Source organism: Bacillus sp. REN16 (assembly GCF_020731355.1).
Lineage (GTDB): Bacteria > Bacillota > Bacilli > Bacillales > Bacillaceae_L > Ferdinandcohnia.
Genome location: NZ_JAJFZK010000016.1, coordinates 26,183 through 50,184, shown reverse-complemented (window position 1 = coordinate 50,184; position 24,002 = coordinate 26,183). Strand labels below are relative to the sequence as shown.

Here is a 24,002-nt window from a genome sequence, read left to right as displayed (position 1 = left end):
ACCTTAAATTTTTCCGAATTTCGCTAAAAGATCTTCAACTGTAGCACCATTTAGAATTTCTGCACGTGCTTTACTTTCATTTTCTGCAAGTTCAGCTGATTTCGTGTATACTTCTTCTAGATCCTCATAAGGAACAACCGCAACCCCGATTTCGTCAGCCACAACTAAGTCACCAGGCTTTACTATAATGCCGCCACAAGTGATCGGAACATTAATTTCAATTGGCTCTTTGCGACCTGATAATGCAGTATGGGCTTGACGAGGACCAGCCGCTTTTGCTGAAATTGGGAATCCTAGCATTTTCGCTTCATCTGTATCACGGCATGCTCCATCGATAACCGCACCTACAACACCTGTGTTACGAGCTAATCCAGACATTAGTCCGCCCCATATCGATGTTTCTGTTTCACCGAATGCATCAATGACAACCACATCACCAGGCTTAGCAACCTTAAACACATCTAAGCAGTCTACGATATCACCAGCTGTTAATTTTACAGTAACTGCAGGTCCGATGATTTTTTTATCAGCTGCTTTGGGCTTTATATCAGTCCGCATTACACCATTACGTTCCATACAATCACTAACAACACATGATAATGAATACACATCTTCCATTTCCCGGAAAGGTTTAATTAAATCTTCATTAATTTCTGCTCTAGGATTAATAATTTTTCTCATTTTAAAAAACAACCTCCAATTATTTATCTTGCGTTTTTTACAAATTCTTTTGCTACTTCAACTAGCTTCTCTGGATTCTTTGCAGTCTCTTTGTTTACAAGACCTCCTCCGATTCCAACCCCATTAATTCCTAAGTCTAAATAATCTTTGATAGTAGCTGGGGTTACGCCACCAACAGCTAAAATTGGAATATGCTTCAGTGGTGCAAGAAGTGATTTAATATAATTGATTCCAAGATCACCCGCAGGGAACAATTTAACAAAGTCCGCACCAACACGATGTGCAAATTCTGCTTCTGTTGGCGTTAAAGCACCCGGAATCGAAACCTTCTCTAATTCGACCGTTTTTCTTATTACCGCTTCGTTGACATTAGGAGAAATTATATAATCAGCACCGGCGTTTGCTGCTGCAACAACCTCTTCATCTGTTAGTACCGTTCCAGCACCTACATAAACTTGGTCGCCGAAATCTTCTCTAACTTTTCGGATTTTCCTTGTAGTTGCTTCAATAAAATCAGGCTGATCATGATCAAATGTAATTTCCACTAATGAAATACCGCCATCCTTTAACGCTCCAACAACATGTACAATTTGGTCTTCAGACACACCACGTATTATCGCAATGATTTTTTCTTCATTTACTTTTTCAATGATGTTATTTCTGTTCATTTAAAGTCCTCATATTCGCACTAGGCTTCACTAGGTTAGGAGGTGTTTCGCCAAGTAGGACAGCCTTTACATTTTCTGCTGCTGTTCTTCTTGCTTCATCCAATGCTGCTTGAGAAACATAGGCAGCATGTGGAGTGACGATGACATTATCTAATTTAAATAAAGGATTCATGTCTGCAGTCCAATTTTCCGCCTTTGCTGGTTCTTCTTCTGTATCATCTAAGCCTGCTGCTACAATCCATCCTTCGGTTAATGCGCGGTATAGAGCTGCGTTATCTACTACTTTTCCACGTGCACAGTTAATTAAAATCGCATCTTCACGCATCATTTTTAAAGTATTTTCATTGATTAAATGGTGCGTCTCAGGTGTGTAAGGACACATTATATCAACAAGATGAGATTTTTGTAAAAGAGTATTCAAATCTACCTTTGTGACACCAAATGTAGACATAAAGCTCTTTGAAACATATGGATCATACGCCACAATGTTAAAACCGAAAGCTGACAGCTTACGAGCCATGTTTTGTGCAATTCGTCCAAATCCTACTAATCCAAATGTCATTTCCCTCATTCGATGGATGGGTGCATTCCAGTCGCTCCAATGCCATCTTCCTTCATGAGTTGCTTTATTATAGGAAGGGATTGATCGAATCAATGTAAATGCCATTGAAATAGAATGGTCTGCCACTTCATCGATACAGTAATCCGACACGTTAGTTACAACCATTCCATGTTCATAGGCAGCATCGACATCTAGAATATCAACACCTATTCCATAGCGAGCTATTACTTTACATGTCGGAAGCTTTTCAATTGTAGAACGTGGAATTTTAGCATATTGTTGAATGATGGCATCAGCGTCCTTTGCTAATTCTGCTAAATTTTCTCCAGTGTTACATTGAAGACCAATCACTTCCGCTCCAATTGGTTCCAAGACACGTTTTTCAATATCTGTATCTGGATAATCATAGTCACTTATATACACTTTGAACTTTGCCATTTCATTTCTCCTCCGATGACTTTTCTTAATTTGTACCTATTATCTGGTTAGGTAAATATAATGAAATTGCTGGAACATACGTTACCAATAACAATAGAATAATCATTACGATAAAATATGGTAAAATTGCTTTTGAAATTTTTTCAATTGAAAGACCACTAATTCCACTCGCCACGAACAAGTTAACTCCCAGTGGTGGTGTACAGAAACCGATAGCAAGGTTTACAGTCATAATTACACCGAATAAAATCGGATCCACCCCTACTGCAGTAACAACCGGTAATAGGATAGGTGTTAAAATAATGATTGAAGCAATCGTTTCCATGAACATTCCAACAACTAACAACATCAGATTGATAATTAAAAGGATTACAATCGGGCTGTCGGAAATACCAGTTAAAAAGTTTGCTAGTTTAACAGGGACTTGCTCTAATGTTAAAAGTCTTCCAAAGATAGATGCGAATGCAACCAACGCTAAAACAGTTCCAGACGTTAAGCTAGACTGCATAAAAACCTTAGGAATATCTTTTATTTTTAAATCCCGGTAGATAAACACACCCACTATTAATGAGTAAAATACTCCAACTGCTGCAGCCTCTGTAGGTGAGAACAATCCACCGTAAATTCCACCTAAAATAATGACAGGAGCTAATATTGCCCAAATCGCCTTCACAAATGTTTTCCACACATTTAGTAGTACAAATTGACCTTGTCCTAATTGTTGGAACCCTAATTTTCTATACAAAATATACGCTGTAATCATAAATCCGAGTGAAAAAAGTAAACCTGGTATAATACCAGCAATGAATAATACTCCAACTGATTGTTCAGCTGATATACCATACATGATAAATGGAATACTTGGTGGAATTAATACCCCAATCATGCCTGATGCGGCTGTTAATGATGTACTATATTCCTTTGTATATTCACGCTTTTCCATTTCAGGAATCATGTTTGTTCCAATTGCAGCCACAGTCGCTGGTGAGGAACCTGAAATAGCCGCAAAGAATGTTGAAGCCAATACATTAACATATCCTAAGCCAGCTTTAAAATGTCCTACAATCGAATCAACAAATGCAATCAATCTTCTTGAAAGCCCACCCGAAAACATCAAATCGCCAGCTAAAATAAATAACGGAACAGCCAACAATGGATAGGAATCAAGAGCTGTTACAACTGAACGTGCCTGTAAATTTAAAGTAGAGGTTCCATACAAAAAGATCATTAGCATTGAAGAAAGTCCTAATGAAATGGCAATCGGAACCCCAATCGCAATTAGAAGAAAGAGTAATCCAAATAATACAAGTGCTTCCATGTATCTTCCTCCTTTCTAGACTGTAGTTTCTTTGTTAAAGTTTTTTAAATCTTCAATTGTATTCTGTAGTAATCGAATGATTGAAAGCGAAGCACCAAGTGGTGCAGAAAAGTAAAACAGCCACATTGGGTATTGTATTAATAAAGAACTTTTATTTAGGACAGACGGGTGAAGCAACAATTCAATACCTGCATATGCCAAGACTGCGAAAAATGCTATGACGATAAAATTAACGATAATCGACATCATCTTGCGCCCCTTCTCCGGAAACATATCCGTTAAAGCAGTAACACTAATATGTTTTCGTTCTTTAAAAGCATAGCTAATGGCCACCCAAACAAAGAAGACGAACAAAAGCATTACACCCTCAGATGCCCATGAGATTGCTTCATTTGAAATAAGGATCATCAACACATTAATAATCATTAAACCACTAAACGCCATAAATAGAATGGTTGTAAATACTTTCTCAAAGTTTTCGTTTAACCACTTGAAAATTACCATTTTCTCACCTCACATAAGGTATTACTACTACAAATGTTTCTACTATTAAACGGGGCTACACCAAAAGTGTAGACCCGGAATGAAATGCTACTTATTTTGCAGCTTTAGCTGCCTCGATGAATTCATCATAGGCTTCAGCACCAAGTTCATCGCGGTAATGTTCTAAAGTTGGTTGTGCAGCTTCCATAAATGCTTGCTTTTCATCATCTGTTAATTCAATAACTTCTGTTTTATATTGGTCATTATTCGCAATCTCTTCAAGCTGTTCAGCTTCTTCTTTTTTGATTAGCTCAAGTTGGTAATCATATCCAACCTTGAAAGCATCTTTAATTGCAGTTTGTTCCTCTTCAGATAGACCGTTCCAAAAATCATGGTTCATAACTGGAAGATATGCAGTGTACACGTGACCTGTTAACGTCATATATTTTTGGACTTCATAGAACTTTTGAGAGTAAATAATTCCAATTGGGTTCTCTTGACCATCAAAACGTCCTGAACTTAAATTGTTGTATACTTCCGCAAATGGTGCCCCCTCTGCAGTTGCACCTAAATCATTCCATAGATATACGTGTGCCGGAACCTGCATTGTACGTAATTTTAAACCTTCTATGTCTTCAGGAGTACGAACTGGTTTTTTATTGTTTGTAAAATGACGTAATCCATTTTCTAAATAACCTAAACCTACTAATCCATTATCCTCTAAATCTGCTAATTGTTTTTGTCCCCACTCACCTGCAAGGGTGTTGATCGCATTTTGTCGACTTTCAAATACATATGGCAACTCGATTAAAGCTATATTTGGTGCTTCTTCTGTTAAGAAAGAAGAAGGTGGTGTAGCCATTGTTAAGTCACCCGTTTTTACGCTTTCAATCATTTCTGCATCATTACCAAATTGTGAAGATGGATAAATCTCTACTTTGAAACTACCGTCTTTTTCAAGCTCTTCTTTAAACTTTAACCACGCCTGGTGCATGTGGAATGATTCAGCAGCCCCATGACCAATCTTAATTGTTTTTACATCACCTTCACCAGCACTTGCTCCGTTATTGGCACAAGCCGCAAGAGTAAGCGCTGTCAATAGGGATATAAATAATAGAGCCATTTTTTTCATAATTTGAGTCCCCCTCAATGGTTCAATAATTTTATAAAAAGTCAGGCTGCGAATGATTGGAAAAATCATTCTATGTAGCAGCCGGCTTATTACTGTATTTCACAAACCTTGTTATTCAGTTACTTTCAGCTTACGGATATTTTCCAAAGCTTCCTCTAGGTGTCTCCTCATTAACAATGATGCCAGAGCTGTGTCCCGTTTCTCAATTGCTTCAAGTATCGCTTTATGATAGTGAATCGCATTATCAGGACCCACTTCATGATACATTTGCTTGATATTGAATTTTAATATACTATGAAGTGTTTCATTGATACTTCTCGCAATTGGATTCTTCGTTCCCTCTGCTATTAGCTTATGAAAATAAAAATCATACAAATGGTATTGCTCTTGATCGTCATAGTTTTCAACCATTTTTTCATAGTATTCTTTTAACTTTACGACAGCCTTTTCATCGTAATTCTCCATGAACATATGGACATTTCCGTATTCAAAGAAAATCCGAAACTCCATAATTTCTTCTAAATCATTCTCACTTAATGCCATTAATGGAAAAAGATTTTTTAAGAAGATGGATGGCTTTATTTCGTTTACGATTGTTCCAGATCCTCTTTTTTTATCCAAAATCCCAAAGGCTACTAGTTTTTCAAGTGCTTCCCTTACAGAAATTCTGCTAACATTTAATTCCGTCGATAGTTGATTCTCTGACATAATCTTTGTCTTAGGTTGCCATTCTTTTGAAACGATTTTCTCCATGATGTAATTATAAACCTTCTCACTTGGGCTCAACTCAACAGTCATTTATTCACCACCTAATTTGTATGACAGGTTACACTCTGCAACTAAATATTATAAATCGAAATCCAACTTGTCATACAAGACTATTAATTTTATTGTGTTTATTTACAACTTGATTGTATAATATCATGTATGAAAGCGTTTGAAAAGACAATTTTGCAAAAAAACTCATTTTTTGCAAAAAAATTGTATAACAACTTGTAAAGAACAATAATTATTTTAGTTAAGTTGTATGACATATTTTAAAAAATATAAGCTTTTTTAAAGGATAGGATGGTAGTTGGATTTCTCAAATATATAAGTCTTTAAAAATAGATAATAGTTAGGATTATCCAATTGAAAAATGCTATATATATGTCATATTTGAGTGAGCACAGGTATAAGAGGGGGTTTCAAGGGTGAAACGATTTTTAGAACTTCATGAATTTCGTAGCTATTTATATATTGTTTATGGTCTATTATTTTTACTATTTACTTGTAATTTTTTTATTGATTCAAATGTCATTCATCTAGTTGTAAGTTGGAGCTCTATTTTGATTTTTATCATTTCATGGTTATTGGCTAGTAAATTATTTAAAATCATAAGTGCATTTTTTGTAATTTCAGGGATCTCCATGAGCCTTTCAGGAAATATACCTTGGTATGAAATTCCGAATCAAACTTCATCAACCCTTCCTATGCTCGTCTTTTTGAGCATATTACCATGGATGTCGAGCGTAGGGGAATATGATCAAAGTCTTGAAGGTATCATCCAACCAAAGTCAGATAATCTATCAGAGTTATATACTAGAGGATTTTTTACAATCTATAGCTTGGTCATCTTTATTAATGTATCCGCTATTTACATGTACCTACAAATTTTAATAAATAAAATGAAAAATATAGAGCCAAAAACACGGCATAGCTTTCTAATTCAAACTTCGTTACGCGCTCTTGCACTTGCAGTTATTTGGAGCCCAATGGAAATACTCGTTGGTATGACAGTAGATGGAACAAATATTAGTTATTTAACCTATCTTCCATGGCTGCTCCTTTGTTCCATTCTTACAGCCATTATTGATATTGTTATCAGTAAATGGAAATTTAAAGATAAGCAAACTCAATTTGAGTCGATTCAGATTGATAAAAAATTATTATGGATAGCTTTTATTAAATTAATTATAATATTATGTTTGTTCCTAGCAACCATTGTTACAGTGAATCATTTCTTTAATATGAATTTTATTTTATCGGTATCACTTGTAATTTTCCCCTTTGCATTCATTTGGTCAATATTTATGCGAAATACAGCGATTTTCTTAAAGGGAGGATGGCAAAGTTGGACAACTTATAATAACGAGATGCAGAATTTGGTCGCATTATTTCTTTCTCTCGCTTTTTTCTCAAATGGGTTTAACAACACCAACTTTCCAAATTTATTACAATCTATACTCAACCAAATTTCAGACTTTGCTATTTTAATTTTCATCTTTATAACAGCTGTGTATTTCATCTTCGCCATGATTGGTGTTCACCCGATAGCAACGATTGCAGTACTACTTGAAATTTTACGACCATTATTTGATGTAATAAATCCATTAAGTATCGGCATCGTCCTAATAGTATCATCATTATCGATATCTGCTTCTGCCCCATACGGCATAAGTGCGACCCTAACGGCTCAGCAACTCGGAGTTAGCCCATATCAAGTTACAAAACAAAACTTTTTTTTCTCCGTATTAATGAGTTTAATAGGTATTTTGATTGGTATATTTTTGCTATGAGTTTTGGACAAGTTATCATGAACGAAACTAGATCCTTACTCGTTAATCCGTAGGTTAACTTGGTTAAACTGTTTATTGAAGTGTGGGGGGATCATTCCAAAGTATCTAGATGCTGTTCTTCTCTTCCTCAAAAATGGCAACAGCACAACGTCTAAACCTATGTATTTTAATGGTATCCTTCATTGCTGTTGCACCAGGTGCATTTGATGCAATAACTGCTAGATTAATTGAAAAGGTTGGTTTTCCGGCTGTTTATATGAGAGGTTACAGAATTTCAGGAATCCTTAATCATGAAGCTGTTAACAAAAGTAAGAGCAGCGGTAAGAATCCGTAGTGATTCTAACACATTAATTATCAGTAGAACAGATGCCAGAGAAGTTACAGGCGTAGATGAGGCTCTTAGACGTTGTACTGCATTTGCAAAAGAAGGTGCGGATATTGTTTTTTTGAAGCTCCACAATCAGTAGAAGAACTTGAGCTAGTCGCTAGAGAATTAAAAGGTGTTACTTTAATGGCTAACATGGTGGAAACCGGCAAAACTCCATTACTGACTAAAGAGGAGTTAAATCAACTAGGTTACAATTTTATTATTTGACCTATCACAACATAAATATTGCCATTGAAATGAACCACCTATGCCATGAAATTGATCCACTTAGGACAAGGTTTTGAGCCACCTCTGTCAAGGAGAGGTCAGGTACAATTGTCCTACTATAACGGTTTGAAAACGGTCTTTACAATGAGAGGTGGTAATGGTAATGGTAGGCTTCCTTACCAGGCAAGCTTTCAGCTGCCGTTTATTGCCTAAACCCATTACCACAGAGTTATCTGATTATCAATAGAAAATAAAAAACTCCCTATCAAAAAGGGAGAAGGTAGTTAGTAGTTATTAGTCTGGTAATCTTTCTCTTATTTCATTCAATTTTTCCATAATTTCAGGATACTTTTCTAACCATAATCGTTCTGCCTCTTCTTTAGACATGAATTTTGAAAAAGTTTGAATAGCATCATCTTTTAAAAACCAATGAGGCAGTATTTCGGATCTTCTACTTTTAGGTTTTTTTTCGTTAATAAACTCTTGAAAGGCTTCTTCTGCTGGATTAAGGTGAACAAATTCTTTTTCATCTGGACCATTTTTTAATTTATATGAAATAAAACCAATTGGATTTTCAACCCTTTTATTCCCTCTGATTGAGTCCATTACTTTTATCACGTTATCTTTACCAAATTCCAACCAGTTCTTGATAATTTTCTTTGAAACTTTAAATCCTAATTCAAGTGCTTGCTTATGTATTTCTTTAATATCTTCTTCCTCTAACACCGCAAATAGATCAGCAGCTATTTCTTCCACATCTACAACATCTTCTTTATCTTTACCCTGTATTATTTCATCAGAATCAGGGAAAGGAAGGGGGTGGATAATAGAATCCTTTGGATTAATGATAAATTTAATCTTATTAACCGAACGACCTTTTTTAATTTCTTCAAACTCAAACGTAATATCGGATTTTTTGTTAATTTGTTTTTGCGCTGGAACGATTACCCTTTGTTTAAAATTCGCGTAAGCTGGATAGATGTTAACACAGCCAAGCTTTTCTCTTAAATCGTCGAGAAAGAAAGTTCTTTCCTTTTTTCTCATATTTAGATATTGTCGCAACAACTCATAAATACGTATGGAGTAATGACCTTTTAGCTTACTAACATTTTTTAATTGGTAAGAAGTAAATTCTTTTTTTAAATCCAATAAGTATGGTTCAAGAAATTCATTTAATGTAAGTGTGATAGTTCCTTGTTTATAATTGTATTTAGCCATTGTTAGCCATTGGACTTGTGTTAATCCATCTTCAAAACGAATTTGATGGACTTTTGACATTAAATTCGCTGTAATTTCTTCTAGTTCCTTATATCTTTTTTCGCTTTTAGTACCGATTAATTTAGTAAAATCTTTAATAGGAAAAGTGAAAGATCGGAATTTAGTATCACCAGGTTCAACCAAGCTAATCAGGGTAAGAATGATTTTTTGTTCAATTTCCGTTAATTTATAAGCAGCTTCTATTAATCTATTTGATTTGGTAACCAAATTATTTTCATTTATGCTTTTTTCTGTATTTAATAACGCCCCCATAAATATACCCCTTTTCAAACTTATGTTTTAAATATAACAAAAATAAAAAGAATTTGTCTATCAAAGAGTTATGTTTCTGAAACTTCAAATAACATAACATAGGTGAATTTTTGTTATATTTAGCGGTTAGAAATTGTTATAGTTTAAATCCAAGGTTGGAAATTGTTATCTTTAAGTCAGAAATTGTTATAACTCATAGTCAATTTTTGTTATGGTTCGGTTAGAAATCGTTAGATTATAGTTAGTTTTTGTTATAGTTAAGTTAGAAATTGTTATATTAATAGTCTATAAATCTAATAATATCAAAGGTTTGAAGCCTCCTAAAACAAAGAAAACATTTAAAACAAAGAAAACAATAATTATAGAAAACAATCAAAACAAAAAAAGATGCTGGTGAATTTTAAATAAAATTATCCTTTAATGTTCTTTTTTGTAAAAATCTAAACTAAAAATAAGAAATCAATCCAAATTTTAAAAATAATTGTAGTCAGAAATTGTTATAGTTAGGCTCTTGTTTTTTATTACATAAAAAATAGAATTACTAGTTAGTCGACTTTTGTTATAGTTAGCTTTAAAATAAAAAAACACCACTCACCTTAGCGCCTAACCCCCACTAAATCAATAGATTTTGAAGGGGAATACGGCGCTAATTTTTGTTCAATCCTTCCCATCTCCCTAAGTGCCCTAGCAACCTTGTTTTGTCGAGCATAAGAGCCTAGCTTACCCATAATAAATGCACCCGATACTTTCCCCTCTTGAATAGAACGTGCTAATCGTAAAACATCATCGTAATTTTCACGTATGACCTTCATATCAATTTGTCCGCGTAGGAAATCTTTGAATTTTGGAAAATTGCTTGATTTTCCAATTACTTAAAGTTTTGAGTCTGACAAATCCCGTAGTCGTGGAGCAAACTTAAATCCTAATAGATGGGTCAATCCAAAAATTTGATCTGTATAGCCAGCTGTATCTGTAGAATGCTCCTCGATTGATAAATCTGACTCATGATGCAAAAGGCCTTCGATAACATGAACTGCATTGCGAGCGTTCGTATTAATTACTTTTGAATAGAAAGATGAATATTGACCACTAACGAATCGATAAATAGTGGCTCCTTTGCCTGATCCATAATGTGGATTAGGATCGGTACTAAGGGAAGAAACCTCTACTCGCACGTGCATACCATCAGAGGAGGATATGCTTCTATTCCCCCAATAGGAGACTAATGAACGACGATGATTGTTTTCAATCACTGTCTATGACGCTAGATCTTAATAATTTCGTCAATGTATTTGTCAGTCTTGGAAGTAATTACATAACGAGAATAGCCTAATCCCATCTTTACAATGTCGGTGGATTAGGCTATTTTTATATAAAAATATAAAGGAAAAGCCCCCATCGATTGCAGTCGATTGGGGGCTAAAAAATAAACCATGTATAAAAATAGAATACTACCTTTTGGGAAAACACTCAAGTCCTATTTAAAAGATTATGGGGAAAAACGCCCCAATATTTCTTTGTGTTGCCCCGATAAAGACTGTAAAAAAAGAATATTATATAAACATGGCCGCTATTTTCGGTGGGTGACCACTAAGTACCAGTGCATTCTTATTCCTATCTACCGGTGGTATTGTCCGACTTGCGGAAAGACAGTTTCCCTTTTTCCAAATTTCCTTATTCCTTGGGCTCGTGTGGTTACGACCTCTCGCGAGGCGGTCTTCAAGCGGAGAAGGAAAGGAATCAGCTTTGAAAAGATTTCAAAAAGCATTGTCTCCCCGTCTATTGGTGGAATTTCAGCTACAACTATCAAACGTTGGTGGAATCGGTACCTGGCACAAATTGATCGTACTTCCATTTGGGTTGCGGGCAGACTTATTCATTTTGGGGAGGTGGAGGATTTACTTCGCCTTCATTCAAAAGGTGTAAATCCATCTCCTTTAGATACCATTAAATGGTTTTATTTTCTTCTTCAAAAATACGTTTACCGCTTCCAATTTAACCCATCACTGATGGGTTATTTGTCTTTCCTAAATACCCATCTTCCTGCCGAGTTGCGTCTCTGATCTAGATGATCAACCTACCGTCACCTTCTATGACGAATGCAATTTTTCAATCTGACACTCAATTTCACCTAAATTATTCCATTTATTAACTCATTGTCCAACAAAATATGCCGTCCTGTTTTAATGGGTCTTGTATGCCATAATTTTATGGAATATCTATAGAGGAGAGATTAGGATGGATGAAAAACAAAGACAAGAGATTGCCAACTTTCGTTATGGACTCATTGCCCCGTTGGTCACCCGTAAACTGGAACCGGGAGAACAAGCTCAGCAGTTAAAGGAAATTGCGAGGCATTCATATGACATTCCATTCAGCACTGCCAAAACGGTAAGTGTTCGTACACTGGAAAGATACATGAAAGTCTATAGAGAAGGTGGATGGGATGCGTTAAAGCCTTCCCCTCGGGCAGATCAGCTTAGTTCAAAGACCATCGAACCGGCGGTTCTATAAAAAGCTATCGCTTTAAAGAAAGAAAATCCAACAAGAAGTGTCCGGCAGATTATGGCTATTTTAGAGTTGGCTAAATTTGTGCAGCCAGGAGAATTGAAAGAAAGCACCCTTTCTAAACAACTCCGGCGCCGGGGAATGACCAAAAAGGCATTAGAAAAAGATAATAAGGATTCCTTTCGGAGGTTTGAGGCAGAACATCGTAACGCCTGTTGGCAGGGAGATGTCCAGCATACCCTTTATTTGCCTCATCCCGAGAAAAAGGGAAAGAGAAAAATGGCTTATCTGGTTGTATTCCTTGATGATTATAGCCGGTACGTCGTTCACGCGCAGTTTTATTTTGAAGAGCGTGTACCGCGATTAGAAGACTGTCTAAAAAAAGCTATAATGAAGCACGGGATTCCATCCATGATCTATGTCGATAATGGAGCTATCTATTCTTCCCATCATTTTGCCAGAATATGCGGAAGATTGGGGACACAGCTTAAACATACTAAACCCTATCGCCCCCAAGGCCGCGGAAAACAAGAAAAGTTCTTTCGTTTTGTGGATCAAAGCTTCGTTCCGGAAGCATACGACTTAATTGAACAAGAAAAAATCCAAACATTAGCTGATTTAAATCGATTTTTTATGGCATGGCTGGAAGTAGCCTATCACCAAAAAGTTCATAACAGCTTTAAACAACGACCGATAGATCGTTATCAGAAATGTGATCATCCAATCCGAACGATTATACAGGTTTGGAAAGAGGAAAGGCGACTGAAAGACGCCGTTGTAATGGTACAGCGTTCCATGAAATGGGATAAGCCTGAAGAAAGCCCAAAATCGGAATCTGAGGAAAGGATTCAGAAAACAGGGCTTAATTATATTGAACTAGTCTATGAGGAATATCAAGAACAACAAAAGCAAAATCATCAGAATGGCTTTGTGAACCTGATGGAGAAAGGTGAATCGGTATGATTAGTCATTTTTTCGGATGGGATTGTACCCCTTTTACAAAAGAAATTTCGACGGAAAACTTGTATCAATCAAGCTCTTTTCAACAATGCGTTGCCCGGCTCCAATACATGGTCAAAACACGTTCATTTGGGTTAGTGACCGGCGAGATTGGGGCTGGAAAGTCCTGTTCTAATTTCTTGATGTTATAAAATTCTGAGGCTACGGTTTTTATTCGCCCTTCTTTAAACCTTAATAAGTATTTCCATTTATACTTTTGGCAAAGTTTAAATACAGGTTCACATGCATAAAGGGAATCTCCTTGCATACAAATCGGCAGCCGTTTAAAGATCCCTTTTATTTTCTCTGCCAGCCTGTAGAATGCTTTGATTTCACAGTCTTGTTTCGATACATCTTCTGATTCATTTTCAATAAATTCTGACCCAATACTAAAGACCATTTCTCCCACGATCAGCTTTGCTTCAAGTACATGATGCATATAATAAGCGGTGGCTTCTCCTGTTTCTTCATTCTTTCTTTCCCGTTTTAAACAGTGTTCACAGTGACGTTCATTAAATTTAAATAACCCTGTACCATCAAATACGATAGCCCAATACTTTCCCTCTATCCGATAGTCTTCAAAACATCTCTTTTTCAGAAGTTCTTTGATCATATAGATTCTGATCTTTTCCAATTCCGTAATGTCTAATTTGGACAAAAAGTTATTGATTGTATCATAGTGAGGAAGTTCTTCCAGATTCTCAATATTGAGCACTTTTTTTATGTTTTCAATACATTCCTCTTTATTGAAACGATCCGTCATATTTCTCATGGATTTTAAACCAGTCGCATTTTTTAGGATTATCATAAATAATAGGACCTCTGGGTCATAGGTAATGTAGCTTTGTGATCGAGGATCATTTACTTTTTTAAACATTTTTGTTAGGTCTTTGAAGAAGTGCTTTTGAATTTTCATGAACTCGAAAAAATAATTTTTTCCTTTTGCTTGTTCTCGTTTCTCTTTTCTTGTCATCAAATTTAAATCCCTCCAAAAAACGCTATTTTACTGTGTTTGTCACAGTAAAATTATCCCATAATTCAGGAGTTTTTGGGGATTTAATTACTAAAATTAACTCGAAGAATTTTTACTCCTCAGAGCTGTATTTCTATACATTTATATGATTGTACTACTCTTTCCAATAGTCTGGCTTAGGAATAGATATCATGGAAATGTTTCCGTTAGAGAGTATTACATATTGACCATATCCATCTTCATCAACATACCAAGCCATTTTTGAGGCTAATGGAAGTGAAGCATTATGATTATGCCTTGGATAAGGTGACTTATAAACATTTTTTGCCCAACCTTGTATCAGTGTTCCTTCATTAACAGCCATAAATCTTTGTTTTGATTTATTGATAATCCAGCAACCCCATTCTTTTTTAGGATCTATATACCATATTGCATCATTCCGAGTGGCTGGATAATCCGGGATAGATGGATAGGTCGATTTAGTTTCATCAAACTTTACTCCCATTATTTCGAAGAATGTTGATTCATCATAATACTGCGATTCGAATTCATCTTCATGTAGACTAAGGTTGTTCAGATCGTTATTTGTAGGTAAGGGGTAATTTGCAATAAAATTATTTTGCTCTTTGTAAATCACATCTCCGCATCTAAAGATAAGCGCGGGATCATTAGCATTGATATTATTATGTATACCACACTGTTCGGACAATGGATCGAATAGTTCACAATTGTTCCTGCAGGTTGGACTGCTATTTTTATTTTTTGTATTATCAACTGCTAGTCTTAAAGCCATGTAATCTCACTAATCCTTTCTTCAACAATTAAATACTTGCATTCTCAGCATATTTTGAGCTTTGTTCCCAGATTTTTGACACAACGTCTTCATTTCTGATATTAAATGGCTTGATTTCGTTTACCAGTCTATCGAATTCTTCTTTTGTTTGAGCATTATTTATTTTATTCTTTAAATTTCTTTTTTGTATAAAGTACAAATCCAATTCCCATTCCACGTAATATTGAAAGTGTGCATATTGCAAATATGCTCTAAAATCCCTATCAAAACCACACCGAGCTGGATCAATAAATAATTCAAATTCTTCAAAGGGGATTTCGTTAAAAGTATGTCTGCAGTGGTCGAAATAATTGATTTTATCCATTTTTGGATACTCTCTATCCCTGTCAAAAGGTGAGTTGTCTAAATCAATATAAAACTCTCTTTCCTTCGATTGATAGTTAATTTCACCCTTAAGCAACCATTTCTCTCCTATAAATTTATCATTTTGATATGGAAGTTGTGGTCTTGGTACCAACAAATAAATATCTCTTTCATAAGTTACACCTAGCAAAAAGAAATAATCTCCCATTGTAGGTAATCGGTTTAAGCGATTTTTTGCATCCTCAAAAGAGATAATATTGTCTTCCTTTACTTCTAAAGGGGCATTCATGATTTCATCTGCTTTATCGTATTGGAATCTTTCCCACAATTCTTCACATTCTTTTTCACGCTGTCGAAGGATTTTGGTTTTCTCTTCTTCCACACCAGCCGTAATTAAATAATCTATAACCATTTTATTTTTCTCTAATCTTTTTCGTTCCGCATAAGCCACTGGGTCCTGTCTCTTCTCTTTTTTATCACCCATGAACACTAGAAGTCTCACAATCCCATAAAGAGCCACAAACGGGAAAAAAATAAGGAAGAGTGCTACGAGTAGTAACCCTTGGCCAATTTTACTTTGAGATACAGCCATAACAGCTGAAAATACTGCTAATAAGGCCAACCCCACAATGATAAGGCACATATATAATATGATAAATGCTACAAAAATACGAAATGCTGTCATGCCAGGAGATCCCTCATAGATCAAGCCCATTTTATCTAGTAAGGCAACGATTCCCAATGTTTCAAAAACAGGTAGAATATAGTCCCATGCTGCTACTATAACTAGTGCTAGTACTATTCCAATCAATCCCCATAAACCCGTTTGTCTTCCTCTAGAGTACTGCAAAGCTACATCTGCAAAATGTAAAAGTGTATTCATATAAGTCAACCCCCTTATTAACCTTTATTATCGGTTGTGCGTTAGTTTAAAAAATATGAAGTAAGCCCTGCTGCTATAGTGATAACAGCTATGATGACACATATTTTATCCAATATTTTTTTATGTTTCTCAGTAAGAAATTGAAGTAGCATACTAATTCTCCTCCTTCCTCGTTATATATTTTGAATACTCAGTATATTAATTCTAGCGCATTGAATAGCAATTGTCAATATTTTCCATTTGGTATATAATAGAGTTGTATAAATATTTTAGAAAGGGATGTGGATATTCAATATGTTTAACAAATTTCATATAGTTGAGCTAAAACAAAAAATATTAAATATAGTTATTTCAATACAAAAGGAGAATGATCATACGTATGGAAAGAATCAAATTGTAGATGATTTAAAAGGTATTATTCAAGAACTTGATAAATTAGAGATTAAACAGAATTACAAACTTTCTAACAGGGAGGAATTGGCTAAAACATTAGCACATTCAGATGAAAAAAGTAGACTAAAAGATGCAGAAGATGAAGGGATGCTGCAAATTATCATAAACTGTTTAGAAAGTGGTATACCGCTACATGAAATGGCTAAGCACACTCCCTATTCTCAAGAGGAATTACAACTAATGTTAATAAGAAGGGGATTTGTCTCTATAAAAGCAGGATATTATTCGTTAAAAGAAAGTCTTACTGAAAATGAGAGAACGAAATTTAATGAATTAAAACAAAATATGATTGAGGCCTTATCAGAAAATGAGGTAAAATTCTATGAAAGTCAAATTCATAATCTTTTAGATGAAGTTGAGAAACGGTCAAATAGTTAAATATATCTTTCGTTCCTTTAATGTTTTGAGATTGTACGAAAAGAGCACTTAGTTACTCAGAACGGAAAAGCTATACAAAGAAGAAATAAACCCTTCCTAGCAAAGAAGATTGAAAGAAAGCGTGTTTCATTTGATTTGCGGACGGAACTACATAAAGAATTAAAGTTGCAATCCTTATTACAAGAGAGAAATATATATATTTTGATTGAAGAGACCCTTGAAGATTACTTATTAAAACTAAAATAAGCCAGGTATTAACCTGGACTTTTTTCTCTATCTTGAAATTGGAAAGTTTTTCTGTATAATTACATTAAGGACAACATAAGTTAATAATACAAGGGTTTCTGAAGATGGAACAGGCAGCCATCGCCCATTGTTTGGAGATGCGGGAGTGCCACCCCACCTAAATCCTTGTTTGTTAAAAGTCATAGCTTAACGCTATGGCTTTTTATTTTTCCTCTGGATATTTAACTGCAGGAAAGTTCTACATTATTGGTAACTTTATTTGGAAGGATGGTAAATCCCCAAGTATAATTGCTGATGAAGGTAAATCTTGTGGACTTCAAAAGAGCTTTTATCCTGCTGATTTTATATACTTCGGTTAATGGGTCAAGTTTGATACGAGGGGGAAGAGTTTTGAAGATTATTAAAAGAATAGTAAAAGAATCAGATAAAGTTACTAAAAACATATTAGATAAATGTTTTACAATGCACTATCCAAACAAAGAAATTGAACTTCATGATGCAGCAATTCTAGGTCTACTTGAAGATATGATTGGAAAAACCACATCCTTAATTACTCTTGTTGAAAACAAAAACTATAATACATTAGATGCAATTGCAAGAATGATGTTCGAGAATTTTATATATCTGAAATTCATACTAGAAAAAGATACAAGTAATAGAGGTGCAGCTTACATTTACTCATTAAAGAGAAGAGAACTTAGAATTTTTGATTCTATAGCAGAACAGACTTTAGTGGGGAGTAAAGTAAGGAGTTTTTTGAATATAAAACGAGATAAGTTCATAACCGATTTCCCGAAATTTTCAGACCTAAACCACAGAGAAGAGATTGAAATCTTTAACCCATACGATAAAAAAATTAAGACACAAAAGTGGTACAATTTTAATGGAAGAATCAACAATTTGCGCAAGTTGAGTGCTTATCTAGGTATAGAAGATCAGTATATTTTACTTTATCAAATATTTTCAGGGGAAGTGCACGCACAGGAATCACTGAAATATTTTCACTTTGAAGAGAATTATGTAACTGTCTTAAGGAAAGAAGTTGACTCTAAGACTCATATTAGTATTGCTTCAAATTTTATGATTGAAACCATTAGATCTATTTATTCTTTTTACGGTTTAAAAGAAGAAATAAAAGTTTTCAATAACATTATAGCTGCTAATTATAGATATAAATAGTTTTACCAGCTATATGGAGGACACTGAACGAGCCCATATAGCTGGTTAAACGAGTACCTGCGAAAAATAAGCATAGTTTATATTATGTTTCGAGTTTAAAAATTAGCTGATAGATACTAAGCAAAGAGGTTCTGCTATACGATGGAACTTCTTTTAGTTTACATAATACAATTAAAAAATTATTTTTGAAAGTGGTTTGCTAAATTTAGATAAGGATTTGAAATAAATAATAGAGAGAACCGTTGCAATTGGATTGTATTTCTTTAGAAATGATTGTCAATATTTGTCTTGCTCAAGGTTATTCATGGGGTATAATATTTATAGCAACATACAACTAGATTCCTTTTTGGTGTCCCTTCCTTGAAGAAGGGGGGACGAAGGTTACGGAGATTTTAGAAGTGGTGTCTGCAATTACTAGTCTGGTAGATTTCGTTAAAAACTTTACTTCTGATTCGGATTTTTCGTTAGGTCTCATAATCGTTGGATTCGTTCCAAAAAAAAATAACCAAGTCTAATGTAGGAGTTAGAACAAGGTTAAAAGAAAGAAATTTAGTCTCAGTTTTACCAATAACGAGGTAAGGTAAACGCCAAAAAGCACATATTCTCTTTTTAAACCGAGTGGTAGGACACTTGGTTTTTTTGTTTTAAGTCAAAGTTTGAAAGTTATTCAAATTAGTTGCATTGCACTGTCTAGACAACGTCTATATAGTGTATATACAATGTATGGCAATATTATAGCACTTCTGAAGCTTAGAAACAAAACCAAATTATTATAATTTATTTAAATCAATTTTTTTGTGAGAAATGAAACATATTTAGCTTGCGAAAATTTTATTGAAATTCTTTTCTAGAAATTCTGCCATTTTTGTAGCTTGAAAGGTCCAAGTCTGCCCTTTTGATTTAGGGTAATATACAAACCCTCCATGATCTACATCTAATATTGTTCGGAAACGAGAAGGGAAAAGTATGTTTTCTTTAATCCATTCATGCTTTTTTCCTGTCCTCTGTTCGAGAGTTTTCATGTTCCAAAAGACTCCGGTTAATTCGTTTTTCTTTAATTCTTCAAGTTCGAATTTTGAAATAAGGATTTTATCAGATGAAACAGGAATAGTTAGCTCTACTTTGAGTTGCTGCATTTTGCTATCTCCTTTATTTTACTTATAATTTATTTTAATTTATTTTCACAGAGTGCCCATATTATACAGTAAACTGTTTTATGGGTCTTAGAACGTTCCTCAAAGAGGAATAACGTTACCCGAAAAATAACAAGGCTCTGTGTGCCAAACTTAACTGGCTTTTTCCATTTTTTGAATTAAAATCAAAATGTAGGTGATGGGAAACTTATAAATGCCACCTATTTGGCGGTAGGTGGCATCTTTACTTAGAACACCTATTTCAAATAAATAGAATTTGCTTCAATCCATTCGAAAACTAAGTCCCTTGGATATCGGCCTTTGATGCCTTGTAATCTTGGGAAAGATGGGTTGCTTGTTACTTTAATAACTGTTGGCTTTGCTATTTGTAGAATTTCAGACAAGTAGCTATTTCTTAGCACTGGAGGATATGAAAAACGCTTGATCACGTCCTCCACACCTTTTTCGTAAGCTGACTGGATTAATTTTCTAACCGTTCTTTGAAAAAATCAGCTTCTATTTGTTCAATGTCATTGTTAAATGCATTAACTATTACCTCCAATAGAATTTTTATGGATGGATCCCTCCTGTTCTCGTATCCATTGTTCAATTGTTTCCAGACTAGAGAAAATGCGACGACGAACTCGGAAATGTGGAATTTCCTTTTGTCGTACCATAGTGTAGATTATGTCTCTATGAACGCCAAGGTATTGAGCGACATCCTCAACTGTTAAAGTGTTTCGTTGCAAATGAATTACCTCAAGTCTCATAAATATTTATTAATTCCTATTTTTCTTTAGAGGAATATGCCATCCTATTGTATAAGTACCAAAGTCAGATGCCAAAGTAAATATATGTATTAATATTTACGCCCTATCTCTATAAAGGTAGGGCTTTATTCATTTGTAGTTACAACCGATATTAAAATTAGACAATATTCGACAATATTTTTAAAAGGAGCTTTTTACATGGATTTAAAACAAGTGATTAATGAAATAAACAACAGCGTAGATGCTCTTGATTTAGTCACGGCAAGGAAATACATTGAAGAAAATATTGATCTGCTAAATTCTAAAAGGAATTATCTAAATAGAAACGCGCGGGAACTATTGAAAGTCATAACCGACATGCATAATTCCGATTATAAGCCGTTACAAAGAAATGAGTTAGCAATAATAAATACAATTAATAGCTATGCAACAAGGTTTGATTTAAGGGGATTAAAATTGCTTGTAAAAGAAAACTCTCAGTTATTGCTTCGTGAGGATATAATTACTTACTTTAATAAAGACGCTAAAATTGTGCTGGAAGCTATGGGGGCAATTACAAAACAAAAATGTGACAAACTTCACTGAATTTTTTCCATTTTAGACCTACAATCAAGCAGAGGATTAAGAGGATCCGAAACGCTTTTGGCCACCTGTTTGATGGAGACAAATAGGTGGTTTTTTATTAAATGGGGGATGTAAAAAATGATCATGAATACCGAAATTAAGGAATTAACAGCAATTCAGGAATTTAAATCGATGGTGAATTTGACAATTGCAGAGATGGCAAATGGTGAATTCGACGTATTTGTGCTGCCGACGCAGTGGGGACATGGAGGAGTAAGAGTCACGAAGACAGGTAATAAAGACGAAATTGTAGCTGAAGCATTGAAGGAATTTGAAAATAAAAATAACTTAAAATTAGAATGAAGAACGTCCTATCTCTTAAGGAGGTAGGATTTTTTAATTTTTTTGAAGGATTTTTGTTTTGATTATTGAATCTATTTCTTGTACATACTTTTCCATTTAAAATGCAACACGTTTTTGTTGTATATTTTTTGGACAGACTATATGATTGAAACACAAAGTATTTTTGTAAGGAATTTAAAATGGATAAAACGATTCAAGGTTTACTTTACGAAAAGCTACTCGATTTAATCGGTAAAATTTATAAGTTGCATAGTGATTTTTCAACAGAATTTAGCATATTAGAAAATGTAGAGCTAATCAATTTGAAAAAAAAGCAAATTAGACATGTAACTTCTGTATCTGATGAAACAGAGTTATTTACGATTAATAAAAGTTTTTACCAACTGATTATGGGTTATACAGAACGTTTAAAAAAGTTAACATACGATATCGAGTTAGAATATGATTTTATAGAATTTGATTTAAGGTTACGTGTAAAGCAACCAGATTCTATAGTGAATAAGTTAAAATACTATAGAGTTGGAAAACCAGAACAAGGTAAAATTGACTTAAATAAATGCTTAAATGATTTATTAGGTTTTAGAATAATTTTTAAGCAATTTGACCATAATGATGAATATTTTAAGAAGATTGGCGAGAAAATATCTCAAATATATTCTAATCGGGTAATGATTAGAGATTCGTCAAAATTAAATTACAAAGCTACTCATGTATACTTTTATGGAGAAAGTAATAAATATTTTCCGTGGGAACTACAGATTTGGGATCCAGACAATCTAACCACAAATGATAAGTCGCATACGCTTCATAAACAAGAGTATACGAAATGGGCTGAGATTTATAAAAACTCAAGCGAAATTAGTTAAGGGAGGTGCTAGCATGGCGTTTCATTATATAATAATCGTTAGTGATTATGCTGGTGGTAGAAGGGTAGGATGGCATTATTCTAGCGATGCTCGATTGGATAAGGATTATATTGAAACTTCTTTGAAAAAAGTGAAAAAATATTGTGGACCTGTGCAATATGGCATCCATAAACTCTCAACTGATTCCACAGATTGGGATTCTGTAGTCGAAAAAGATTCCTTTTTTAAGGATATTTTCGTAACTCAAGATATAGATCGATTTATTGAGGTTATATTGAACGACCAAGAATTAACAGCTTATGACTTAGCGAAGTTTATTTTAACGGTAAGCTCTGTGTCCCACTTGAAACTTCAAAAATTGATTTATTATGTTTACGCAGAATTTTTATTAAGAACAGGCGAGAAACTTTTTAAAGATCCGATTGTTGCCTACAAACATGGGCCTGTTGTTGAGGATGTCTTCAAAAAATATAGAAGTTACGGTTCTTCTATTATTGATTTTGAAGAAGATGAAACTTTTAGTATTAATGCAGATAAAAATGCATATTCACCATCTTTAATGAAGATACTGTCTTCTGAATATGGTTATGTTGTTGCCGAGTGTGTAATTGATGTTATTGAAAAATATGAAGATACATTACCTTTTGATTTAGTTGAAAAAACTCATGCACCAGGTGGTCCGTGGGATAGAGTGTTTAAGGAAGGTTGGAATTGTGTAATTACAGACGATCTAATTACACAATATCATTATCTTACTGAATAAATTAAAAAGACTTACATCGAGTAAGTCTTTTTTTGATGGTATCAAAACGGCAAATTATCCTATGGCGGTACCCGTATCACCGAACGTCTTTAAGTATTTAAATAACCACTCTGCAACATGATTATTAAGTGCTGCATCCCAAAACCTCATTTCCCCCTTGTAACCATGAGCGGTATAAAGATACTGAATGATAATATCCTCTACATACTTTCCAGGAAACACTTTGATATCCAATCTCTTCATTTCCATCTTCATATCTTTAACATATAATCGGACTTTCCTCAAAATATCTTCAAGTAAATGAACATAGCTCCCTGTGATTTTTAATCTGGATTTATCGATTTTTAATAAATCAGATTCGAGAAGCTCAATTAATTTTGTATTGTAAACGTAGTCGTATATTAGTTGTTGTTCGTTATCAGATATATTAGGCTTCATGGGAAATAACCTCAATCGTTGATGTTTACTTTTACAATATCTTTAAATTTAACGTAGTGTAGCTCCTCGAATTTATCCACTATTCGTAGCTCATTCTTAAGTTGGTCAACATAATGCACTCTACCAAGTAATAGCACAAATTCACCACGGTCAAAAAGAGTAAATACTAAGTCCTGGTTAAACTCCATCGCCGTACATATAGCTTGGTTAATCTCTTCAAGTTGATTCTCATCAAGTGTGGGCCTTTCAACCTTTTTAGCATCCCAGTCGATACGACTTTGTACGGAAATCATTTCAGGCAACATAAACGCAGCACCCCATTTGATTTTCCCTCTATCTTTTATCATTGTACTACCCCCCATATT

Annotated in this window: 26 protein-coding genes and 1 pseudogene; 11 read left to right on the top strand and 16 right to left on the bottom strand. The window is 34.4% G+C overall.

Going from position 1 to position 24,002, the window contains the following annotated elements; all coding sequences use genetic code 11:
• Positions 1-3: 3 nt before the first annotated feature.
• The 7 genes from LKW28_RS18845 to LKW28_RS18815 all read right to left on the bottom strand — a co-directional run bounded on the left by LKW28_RS18845 (position 4) and on the right by LKW28_RS18815 (position 6,080).
• The gene (locus tag LKW28_RS18845) at positions 4-681 is read right to left on the bottom strand and encodes an RraA family protein (protein WP_229141987.1); all 678 of its coding nucleotides are present in this window, start codon (positions 679-681) and stop codon (positions 4-6) included.
• 23 nt (positions 682-704) lie between these two features.
• Positions 705-1,349, bottom strand: coding sequence for a bifunctional 4-hydroxy-2-oxoglutarate aldolase/2-dehydro-3-deoxy-phosphogluconate aldolase (locus LKW28_RS18840; protein WP_229141986.1), 645 nt, complete (start codon positions 1,347-1,349; stop codon positions 705-707).
• Positions 1,336-2,349: a C-terminal binding protein gene (locus LKW28_RS18835; RefSeq protein ID WP_229141985.1), complete on the bottom strand. Its 1,014-nt coding sequence runs from the start codon at positions 2,347-2,349 to the stop codon at positions 1,336-1,338. Before LKW28_RS18835 ends, LKW28_RS18840 begins: the two co-directional genes overlap by 14 nt.
• A gap of 25 nt (positions 2,350-2,374) precedes the next feature.
• Positions 2,375-3,667: a TRAP transporter large permease gene (locus LKW28_RS18830; RefSeq protein ID WP_229141984.1), complete on the bottom strand. Its 1,293-nt coding sequence runs from the start codon at positions 3,665-3,667 to the stop codon at positions 2,375-2,377.
• Positions 3,668-3,682: 15 nt separating this feature from the next.
• Positions 3,683-4,171: a TRAP transporter small permease gene (locus LKW28_RS18825; protein WP_229141983.1), complete on the bottom strand. Its 489-nt coding sequence runs from the start codon at positions 4,169-4,171 to the stop codon at positions 3,683-3,685.
• A gap of 91 nt (positions 4,172-4,262) precedes the next feature.
• Entirely contained in the window at positions 4,263-5,282 is a 1,020-nt protein-coding gene (locus LKW28_RS18820) for a DctP family TRAP transporter solute-binding subunit (RefSeq protein ID WP_229141982.1), read from the bottom strand.
• A gap of 111 nt (positions 5,283-5,393) precedes the next feature.
• Entirely contained in the window at positions 5,394-6,080 is a 687-nt protein-coding gene (locus tag LKW28_RS18815; protein ID WP_229141981.1) for a FadR/GntR family transcriptional regulator, read from the bottom strand.
• Between the two features lie 395 nt (positions 6,081-6,475).
• Here LKW28_RS18815 and LKW28_RS18810 point away from each other — a divergent pair, with 395 nt between their 5' ends.
• Together LKW28_RS18810 and LKW28_RS18805 are read left to right on the top strand one after the other, a co-directional pair.
• Positions 6,476-7,840: a hypothetical protein gene (locus tag LKW28_RS18810; RefSeq protein ID WP_229141980.1), complete on the top strand. Its 1,365-nt coding sequence runs from the start codon at positions 6,476-6,478 to the stop codon at positions 7,838-7,840.
• A 290-nt stretch (positions 7,841-8,130) separates the two neighbouring features.
• Positions 8,131-8,307 carry a hypothetical protein gene (locus tag LKW28_RS18805; RefSeq protein WP_229141979.1) on the top strand — a complete coding sequence of 59 codons (177 nt, stop codon included), beginning with the start codon at positions 8,131-8,133 and terminating at the stop codon, positions 8,305-8,307.
• A 422-nt stretch (positions 8,308-8,729) separates the two neighbouring features.
• Here the strand turns inward: LKW28_RS18805 and LKW28_RS18800 are convergent, their stop codons facing one another.
• Both LKW28_RS18800 and LKW28_RS18795 read right to left on the bottom strand, forming a co-directional pair.
• Positions 8,730-9,965, bottom strand: coding sequence for a replication initiation protein (locus LKW28_RS18800; protein ID WP_229141978.1), 1,236 nt, complete (start codon positions 9,963-9,965; stop codon positions 8,730-8,732).
• A 647-nt stretch (positions 9,966-10,612) separates the two neighbouring features.
• Positions 10,613-11,218: pseudogene (locus tag LKW28_RS18795) on the bottom strand (Tn3 family transposase); the annotation flags it as partial.
• A gap of 180 nt (positions 11,219-11,398) precedes the next feature.
• Here LKW28_RS18795 and LKW28_RS18790 point away from each other — a divergent pair.
• The 3 genes from LKW28_RS18790 to LKW28_RS18780 all read left to right on the top strand — a co-directional run bounded on the left by LKW28_RS18790 (position 11,399) and on the right by LKW28_RS18780 (position 13,436).
• Positions 11,399-12,028 (top strand): hypothetical protein, encoded by a 630-nt coding sequence (locus tag LKW28_RS18790; protein ID WP_229141977.1) that lies wholly within the window; start codon positions 11,399-11,401, stop codon positions 12,026-12,028.
• 175 nt (positions 12,029-12,203) lie between these two features.
• Positions 12,204-12,479: a helix-turn-helix domain-containing protein gene (locus LKW28_RS18785; RefSeq protein ID WP_229141976.1), complete on the top strand. Its 276-nt coding sequence runs from the start codon at positions 12,204-12,206 to the stop codon at positions 12,477-12,479.
• 51 nt (positions 12,480-12,530) lie between these two features.
• Positions 12,531-13,436: a DDE-type integrase/transposase/recombinase gene (locus LKW28_RS18780; RefSeq protein WP_229141975.1), complete on the top strand. Its 906-nt coding sequence runs from the start codon at positions 12,531-12,533 to the stop codon at positions 13,434-13,436.
• 79 nt (positions 13,437-13,515) lie between these two features.
• Here LKW28_RS18780 and LKW28_RS18775 read toward each other — a convergent pair whose 3' ends face one another.
• The 3 genes from LKW28_RS18775 to LKW28_RS18765 all read right to left on the bottom strand — a co-directional run bounded on the left by LKW28_RS18775 (position 13,516) and on the right by LKW28_RS18765 (position 16,484).
• The gene (locus tag LKW28_RS18775) at positions 13,516-14,445 is read right to left on the bottom strand and encodes a transposase family protein (protein ID WP_229141993.1); all 930 of its coding nucleotides are present in this window, start codon (positions 14,443-14,445) and stop codon (positions 13,516-13,518) included.
• 154 nt (positions 14,446-14,599) lie between these two features.
• Entirely contained in the window at positions 14,600-15,238 is a 639-nt protein-coding gene (locus tag LKW28_RS18770) for a hypothetical protein (RefSeq protein WP_229141974.1), read from the bottom strand.
• A gap of 28 nt (positions 15,239-15,266) precedes the next feature.
• Complete coding sequence (locus LKW28_RS18765; protein ID WP_229141973.1) at positions 15,267-16,484, bottom strand: hypothetical protein; 1,218 nt, start codon at positions 16,482-16,484, stop codon at positions 15,267-15,269.
• A gap of 294 nt (positions 16,485-16,778) precedes the next feature.
• Between LKW28_RS18765 and LKW28_RS18760 the strand changes: the two genes are divergently transcribed.
• Both LKW28_RS18760 and LKW28_RS18755 read left to right on the top strand, forming a co-directional pair.
• Positions 16,779-17,315: a hypothetical protein gene (locus tag LKW28_RS18760; protein WP_229141972.1), complete on the top strand. Its 537-nt coding sequence runs from the start codon at positions 16,779-16,781 to the stop codon at positions 17,313-17,315.
• 636 nt (positions 17,316-17,951) lie between these two features.
• The gene (locus tag LKW28_RS18755; RefSeq protein WP_229141971.1) at positions 17,952-18,740 is read left to right on the top strand and encodes a DUF5677 domain-containing protein; all 789 of its coding nucleotides are present in this window, start codon (positions 17,952-17,954) and stop codon (positions 18,738-18,740) included.
• A gap of 815 nt (positions 18,741-19,555) precedes the next feature.
• Here LKW28_RS18755 and LKW28_RS18750 read toward each other — a convergent pair.
• On the bottom strand, positions 19,556-19,876 hold the full coding sequence (locus LKW28_RS18750; protein WP_229141970.1) for a DUF771 domain-containing protein: 321 nt from the start codon (positions 19,874-19,876) through the stop codon (positions 19,556-19,558).
• 542 nt (positions 19,877-20,418) lie between these two features.
• Positions 20,419-20,622 carry a helix-turn-helix domain-containing protein gene (locus LKW28_RS18745; protein WP_229141969.1) on the bottom strand — a complete coding sequence of 68 codons (204 nt, stop codon included), beginning with the start codon at positions 20,620-20,622 and terminating at the stop codon, positions 20,419-20,421.
• A gap of 219 nt (positions 20,623-20,841) precedes the next feature.
• Between LKW28_RS18745 and LKW28_RS18740 the strand changes: the two genes are divergently transcribed.
• The 4 genes from LKW28_RS18740 (at position 20,842) to LKW28_RS18725 (ending at position 23,199) form a co-directional block, all read left to right on the top strand.
• Positions 20,842-21,228 carry a hypothetical protein gene (locus LKW28_RS18740; RefSeq protein ID WP_229141968.1) on the top strand — a complete coding sequence of 129 codons (387 nt, stop codon included), beginning with the start codon at positions 20,842-20,844 and terminating at the stop codon, positions 21,226-21,228.
• A 117-nt stretch (positions 21,229-21,345) separates the two neighbouring features.
• Complete coding sequence (locus tag LKW28_RS18735; RefSeq protein ID WP_229141967.1) at positions 21,346-21,570, top strand: hypothetical protein; 225 nt, start codon at positions 21,346-21,348, stop codon at positions 21,568-21,570.
• A gap of 179 nt (positions 21,571-21,749) precedes the next feature.
• A complete protein-coding gene (locus tag LKW28_RS18730) occupies positions 21,750-22,436 on the top strand; it encodes a hypothetical protein (RefSeq protein WP_229141966.1) in 687 nt (228 codons plus the stop codon).
• A 13-nt stretch (positions 22,437-22,449) separates the two neighbouring features.
• Positions 22,450-23,199 carry a Panacea domain-containing protein gene (locus LKW28_RS18725; protein WP_229141965.1) on the top strand — a complete coding sequence of 250 codons (750 nt, stop codon included), beginning with the start codon at positions 22,450-22,452 and terminating at the stop codon, positions 23,197-23,199.
• 54 nt (positions 23,200-23,253) lie between these two features.
• On the opposite strand, the gene LKW28_RS18720 is transcribed toward LKW28_RS18725, so the two are convergent.
• A complete protein-coding gene (locus LKW28_RS18720; protein ID WP_229141964.1) occupies positions 23,254-23,637 on the bottom strand; it encodes a hypothetical protein in 384 nt (127 codons plus the stop codon).
• An 11-nt stretch (positions 23,638-23,648) separates the two neighbouring features.
• Positions 23,649-23,984 carry a YolD-like family protein gene (locus LKW28_RS18715; RefSeq protein ID WP_229141963.1) on the bottom strand — a complete coding sequence of 112 codons (336 nt, stop codon included), beginning with the start codon at positions 23,982-23,984 and terminating at the stop codon, positions 23,649-23,651.
• Positions 23,985-24,002 lie beyond the last annotated feature (18 nt).

Coding starts and splice junctions, on each gene's coding strand:
- LKW28_RS18845 (WP_229141987.1), bottom strand. CDS start 681: ATGAGAAAAATTATTAATCCTAGAGCAGAAATTAATGAAGATTTAATT.
- LKW28_RS18840 (WP_229141986.1), bottom strand. CDS start 1,349: ATGAACAGAAATAACATCATTGAAAAAGTAAATGAAGAAAAAATCATT.
- LKW28_RS18835 (WP_229141985.1), bottom strand. CDS start 2,349: ATGGCAAAGTTCAAAGTGTATATAAGTGACTATGATTATCCAGATACA.
- LKW28_RS18830 (WP_229141984.1), bottom strand. CDS start 3,667: ATGGAAGCACTTGTATTATTTGGATTACTCTTTCTTCTAATTGCGATT.
- LKW28_RS18825 (WP_229141983.1), bottom strand. CDS start 4,171: ATGGTAATTTTCAAGTGGTTAAACGAAAACTTTGAGAAAGTATTTACA.
- LKW28_RS18820 (WP_229141982.1), bottom strand. CDS start 5,282: ATGAAAAAAATGGCTCTATTATTTATATCCCTATTGACAGCGCTTACT.
- LKW28_RS18815 (WP_229141981.1), bottom strand. CDS start 6,080: ATGACTGTTGAGTTGAGCCCAAGTGAGAAGGTTTATAATTACATCATG.
- LKW28_RS18805 (WP_229141979.1), top strand. CDS start 8,131: ATGAAGCTGTTAACAAAAGTAAGAGCAGCGGTAAGAATCCGTAGTGAT.
- LKW28_RS18800 (WP_229141978.1), bottom strand. CDS start 9,965: ATGGGGGCGTTATTAAATACAGAAAAAAGCATAAATGAAAATAATTTG.
- LKW28_RS18790 (WP_229141977.1), top strand. CDS start 11,399: ATGTATAAAAATAGAATACTACCTTTTGGGAAAACACTCAAGTCCTAT.
- LKW28_RS18785 (WP_229141976.1), top strand. CDS start 12,204: ATGGATGAAAAACAAAGACAAGAGATTGCCAACTTTCGTTATGGACTC.
- LKW28_RS18780 (WP_229141975.1), top strand. CDS start 12,531: ATGGCTATTTTAGAGTTGGCTAAATTTGTGCAGCCAGGAGAATTGAAA.
- LKW28_RS18775 (WP_229141993.1), bottom strand. CDS start 14,445: ATGACAAGAAAAGAGAAACGAGAACAAGCAAAAGGAAAAAATTATTTT.
- LKW28_RS18770 (WP_229141974.1), bottom strand. CDS start 15,238: ATGGCTTTAAGACTAGCAGTTGATAATACAAAAAATAAAAATAGCAGT.
- LKW28_RS18765 (WP_229141973.1), bottom strand. CDS start 16,484: ATGAATACACTTTTACATTTTGCAGATGTAGCTTTGCAGTACTCTAGA.
- LKW28_RS18760 (WP_229141972.1), top strand. CDS start 16,779: ATGTTTAACAAATTTCATATAGTTGAGCTAAAACAAAAAATATTAAAT.
- LKW28_RS18750 (WP_229141970.1), bottom strand. CDS start 19,876: ATGCAGCAACTCAAAGTAGAGCTAACTATTCCTGTTTCATCTGATAAA.
- LKW28_RS18740 (WP_229141968.1), top strand. CDS start 20,842: ATGGATTTAAAACAAGTGATTAATGAAATAAACAACAGCGTAGATGCT.
- LKW28_RS18735 (WP_229141967.1), top strand. CDS start 21,346: ATGATCATGAATACCGAAATTAAGGAATTAACAGCAATTCAGGAATTT.
- LKW28_RS18730 (WP_229141966.1), top strand. CDS start 21,750: ATGGATAAAACGATTCAAGGTTTACTTTACGAAAAGCTACTCGATTTA.
- LKW28_RS18725 (WP_229141965.1), top strand. CDS start 22,450: ATGGCGTTTCATTATATAATAATCGTTAGTGATTATGCTGGTGGTAGA.
- LKW28_RS18720 (WP_229141964.1), bottom strand. CDS start 23,637: ATGAAGCCTAATATATCTGATAACGAACAACAACTAATATACGACTAC.
- LKW28_RS18715 (WP_229141963.1), bottom strand. CDS start 23,984: ATGATAAAAGATAGAGGGAAAATCAAATGGGGTGCTGCGTTTATGTTG.